The sequence below is a fragment of the Promicromonospora citrea genome (genome assembly GCF_013004695.1).
Lineage (GTDB): Bacteria > Actinomycetota > Actinomycetes > Actinomycetales > Cellulomonadaceae > Promicromonospora > Promicromonospora citrea.
Genome location: NZ_JABEMG010000214.1, coordinates 1 through 4832, shown reverse-complemented (window position 1 = coordinate 4832; position 4832 = coordinate 1). Strand labels below are relative to the sequence as shown.

4 protein-coding genes are annotated in these 4832 nt (G+C 75.5%); all 4 read right to left on the bottom strand.

The window, feature by feature from the left end; translation table 11 throughout:
* Window positions 1-929 (bottom strand): prephenate dehydrogenase (locus tag HLB15_RS22445; protein WP_311979609.1); only part of this gene is annotated, 929 nt, incomplete at its 3' end.
* The gene (locus HLB15_RS22440) at window positions 926-1894 is read right to left on the bottom strand and encodes a prephenate dehydratase (RefSeq protein ID WP_229785367.1); all 969 of its coding nucleotides are present in this window, start codon (window positions 1892-1894) and stop codon (window positions 926-928) included. The genes HLB15_RS22445 and HLB15_RS22440, both read right to left, overlap by 4 nt.
* Complete coding sequence (locus tag HLB15_RS22435; protein WP_171108824.1) at window positions 1891-2730, bottom strand: hypothetical protein; 840 nt, start codon at window positions 2728-2730, stop codon at window positions 1891-1893. Before HLB15_RS22435 ends, HLB15_RS22440 begins: the two co-directional genes overlap by 4 nt.
* Window positions 2731-2767: 37 nt before the next feature.
* Window positions 2768-4832, bottom strand: a 2065-nt coding sequence (locus HLB15_RS22430; RefSeq protein WP_212760247.1) for a VanW family protein, incomplete at its 5' end; no start/stop codon positions are given.

Here is a 4832-nt window from a genome sequence, read left to right as displayed (position 1 = left end):
AGCGGCACGGTCTCGACGTCGGCGGCGGGGCCCCGCCCGCCGGACGCGGCCCCCGCGTCGCCCGGGCGCAGGCCCGTGACGCCCCCCGCCCGGGGCCGGACCAGCTCGCGCACGGGGTCGGGCCGGTCGAAGAACCAGTGGGTCGGCGCGTTCGACTCGAGGTCGTCCGCGAGCCGCTCGAGGTCCCTGGCCGCGAGCCGCAGCGCGGGCGCGACCCACGTGCCGTTCTCGGTGACCATCGCCTCGGTGCGGCGCGGGTCCGCCAGGCCCACACGGGTCCCGTCGCGGAACGAGCCCGCCGACAGTCCCAGCGCGACGTCACGGACCGGCGCACCGGCCACGGCCCCGAGGAGCTGGTTCGCCAGCACGTGCGGCACGTGGGAGACGAGCGCGACGGCCTCGTCGTGCAGGTCGTCGGTGAGCACGGCGGCGGTGCCGCCCAGCGGCCCGGTGACCAGCGTCAGCACCTGCAGCACGCGGTCCGGGTCGGCCGCTTCCCCCACCGTCACCGCCCACGGCACGCCCTGCATGAGCTGCGCCGACGACGCCGCGAAGCCCGACAGCTCGGCCCCGGACATGGGGTGTGCGCCGACGTAGCGCCCGCCCAGCCCGGCCTCGGTCACCGCCTCGCGCACGGGCCCCTTGACCGAGCCCACGTCGGTCACCGTCGGGTCCCACCCGTCCTGGACCGCGAGCGCCTCGGCCAGCTCGCCCGCCACGGCCCGCATGGCGCGCAGCGGCGCGGCCAGCACCACGACGTCGGGCCGGTTGGCGGCCAGGCCCGCGACGTCGTCGGTCACGGTGAGGCCCGCCGCGCGCGCCTCACCGCCGGAGACGGGGTCGGTCGCGACGACGGGCACGTCGGCCGCCCGGAGGGCGCGCGCGAGCGATCCGCCGACCAGCCCGAGACCCACCACGCCGACGCTCACCACAGCAGCCCCCGGGCGAGCGCGTCGGAGGCGTCGTCCGCCGAGACCGAGCCGACGGGCACGTGGTCGGGGTCGAGGACACCGTCCAGGGTGCGGAAGCCGGCGCCCGCGGGGAACAGCCCGAGCGTCTTCAGCGCATCGCCCGCGGCGAGCAGGTCGCCGAGCACGTCGCGCACGCCGGGGCTCCACGGTGCGTCGTCGAGGGTCACGACGAAGACGTACCGGCTCTCCTGCGCCTTGAGCGGGCGGGTGACGAGACTCGACATGTTGACCTTGCGGTCGCCGAACGCCGCGGTGATGCGCGCGAGCACGCCGGGCCCCGTCACCGAGGGGGTGATCGCGAGCATCGTCTTCCAGTCGGTCTCGCCCGCCGCGCGCGCCCGGCCCAGGTACGCGTCCGCCACGCCGCGCCGCGTCAGGACGAGGAAGCGGGTCCGCCCGCCGCGGACGTCCTCGACCGCGCGCGCGTACGTGTCCAGCCCGTACAGCTCACCGCAGATCGTCGGGCCGAGCGCGATGGTGCCGGGGCCCGCGTCGCGGCACGCGGCCGCGTTGGACGACGCCGGGGCCGTCGCCAGCCCGCTCCCCGCGACGAAGCCCGTGCACTGCGCCAGTCCGTGCGGGTGGGCCGACACCACGGTCAGCTCGCCGTGGCCGGGTCGCACGAACGCGTCGAACGACACGTCGAGCGCGATCTCGTCGACGGCCACGACGTCGGCGCTGGACAGCAGCGCGTCCAGCGACGGGACGACGTACCCCTCGACGGAGGACTCGACGGCCACGACGCCGACGTCGGCGGTGCCTGCCGCGACGGCGTCGTGCACGTCCGTGACCGTGCGCAGCGGCTCGGCGCTCGCCGGGCCGTCCGCGGCACCGTCCCGGCGTGCCCAGTCGAGCGCCGCCTGGTGCGTGAACGTGCCTTCGGGGCCCAGGTAGGCGATCCGGGGGGCGGGCGGCACCGTCACGCCCACTGCGGTACCACGGTGTCCGGGCCGGGCACGAACGAGGCGCCCGGCAGCACGGCGAGCGTGCGGTGCGCGACGCCGCGCTCCGTCAGGGCGGCGACCAGGTCGTCGAGCACCGCCGACGTCGGGCACGAGAAGGACGCGAAGAACGCGTGCGGACCGTGCGCCGAGGGCTGGCTGCGCAGGTGGACGAGGTCGAGCCCGGCGTCCGCGACCACGGCGAGGGTCGGCTGGAGCGAGCCCAGGTGGTCGTCCACCGGCCCGAACGCGAACCACACCTGGGCGGGCTCGGTGAACGCGGGCCAGTCGTCGCGCGACTCCAGCAGCCCGTACCAGACCGGTCCGCCCGCGCCGAGGGCCCCGCTGTCGGGCAGCTCGGCGAACCCGGCGGGGACGCGCGTCCGCTCGATGACGAGCGACCCGCCCTCACCGGCCAGCGCGATGCGCTCCGCCACCGTGGCGCGGGTCGGCACCAGCCGGAGGCTCGCGCCGAGGCCGCGCAGCACCGGCGCGCAGTCGCGCACGCCCGCCTCGTCGATGACGACCTGGCCGGTCGCCGGCCCCGCACCCACCCACACCCACTGGACGGGGACCGCGACGGCCGCCGTGAGGATGAGCGAGGAGTCCCCCTCGAGCAGGGCGCGCTCGAGCCCCGGCGCCGGCTGCTCGGGGTGGCCGAGGTGCACCACCGCCGCCAGCCCGTCGATGCTCGCCACCGTGGCCAGCGTGTCCGCCGTGGTACCCAGGTCGAGCAGCTCCACCGGGTCGTTCCAGCCCGCCGTCCGCGCGGCGAGCATCGCGTGCGCGGGGGACTCCCGCTCGCTCCGTCCTAGCATGTCCGCAACCTACCGCCGCCCGGGCGTCCGAGCCGCCTCACCCGTCGCAGACCACGGCGTTGTCCGGCCGGTAGGTGTGGTTGAACGAGTTCTCCTTGACGACCTTGCCGTCGTGCAGCACCTTGCGGGCGATGGTGACGGAGAAGCCGTCCTCACCGCCCGGGTAGGCCTGGCAGTCGGGCGAGGAGTCGTGGATCGTCTGCTTGGGCACGATGTTGCGCTTCGGGCTCGTGCTCTCCTGCACCGTGTAGTGCTTGGTGCTCCAGATCCGTACCGTGAGCCGGCCGTCCGCCACGAAGGCCTGCATGACCGCCCCGTACGGCGTGTCGTTGCGGAACTTCATGTCCTTGGCGCCCACGTAGATCGTGGCCTCGCGCCCCGCGGGATACCGCGGGAACCAGTAGGAGTGCGCGTGGTGCTCGATGTCGTCGAACCCGGCGAAGAAGCCCGCGTTGAACGACGTCGTCGCCATCTGCGACAGGCCGCCGCCCACCGCCTCGACGTGCTTGCCGTCCTCGACCACGCCCGCGTCGAAGTAGCCGTTCTCCAGGGTGATCGGCGCGAGCGCCTCCAGCAGGGAGAAGGTCTCGCCGGGCTTGACCAGGATGCCCGTGACCATCTCCGAGCCACGGACCAGGTTCTGGGTGCGGATCGCCTCGTTGGTCAGCGGCGTGCTGAACTCCGAGACGATCTCCTTCACACCCAGCTTCCCGAGCGACTCGACGGTGTCCTCCGGGGTCTGCTCGACGAGCTCGACCGACGTCTCGCGGTCGTCGCTCGTCGCGGCGACGCGGACGGCCTCGGCCGTCTCCGCCGGGTCGAGCGTCGTACCGGTCTTCCCGTCGACGATGGTCGGCTTGCCGCCCACGAACTCGAAGTGGGCGTCGTCCGGCAGCTCGAGCAGGTTGTCCGTCGCGTCGACGACGGCCTCGACCGCCGCGTCGCCGTCGACCATGGTCACCAGCTCGGCGTCCTTCTGCTCGAACCGGACCAGGCCGGCCAGCGCCTCCGGCGAGAGCTGCGGCTGCTGGCCGCCGACCGCGACCGTGACCGGCCCCGAGACCACCTTCTGCGCGGTGGCGAAGGCGTCATCCGTCTTCTGCTGCGTGATCACGGGCGGCACGGCCTCGGTCGGCAGGTCGAACGGACCCTCGGCACGCAGCCAGCGCTCCTGGACGATCCGCGCGGTCTCGCTCGCGACGACCCGCGTGCCGTCCTTGGCGTCGGTCTTGACGGGCTGCCCGTCCACGAACGACACGGTGCCGTCGACCGGCTCCACGGCCAGCGACTCCTCGAGCCCCGCCACCGCGGCGTCGAACTTCTCGCCGTCGATCGCGAGCACCAGGTCCTCCTCGGACCCGCCGAACAGGTGCGCCCAGAGGCGCACCGGGTTCAGGGAGAACCCGGTCAGCTCGGCCGCGGTCGCCGGGGCGTCCACCGCCAGGCCGCTCGCCTCCGGGGAGAGCTGGCCCTTGCCCTCGCCCGCGGTGACCGCGATCGGCTCCTTGGCCCGCGCGGCGAGCTGCTCGTCCAGGGCGGACGCCGCCTCGGCCCGGGTCAGACCGCCGACGTCGACGCCCGCGACCGTGGTCTCGCGCGGCACCGTGTCGCTCACGGCCCAGGCCCCGAGCGTGTACAGGCCGAACAGCACGACGGCGCCGAGCACCGCGAACAGCGCGACCTTGGGGCCGCGGCTCGGGGCGCCGTCACCGGCCAGACCGTAGAAACCGCCCGGCTGGTCGGGGCTGCCCGACCCGTCGCCGCCGGACCCGCCCGGCGTGCCCGGACCGGCCGGGCCCTGCGGTGAGGACATCGCCTGACCCTGCGGATTGACGGGCGCCCAGCGCGCCACCCGCTGGATCGCGCCCGTCAGCGGCTTGAGGAAGCCCTGCCCCTCCGGCGCCGACCCCGCGCTCGGCGGCACCGCACCGGCGGCCGACGGCGGGATGAGCGACCGGGGCTGCCCGGCGGGCGGCACGGGCTCGCCGACCGGGGGCTGCGGGGCGGTCCCGGGAGCCGGAGGCGTCACGGGCGGAGCGGGTGCGGCCGAGCGTCCGGGCGCGCCGGTGCTACCGGGCGTCGGGGTGCCGGACGGCGGGGTG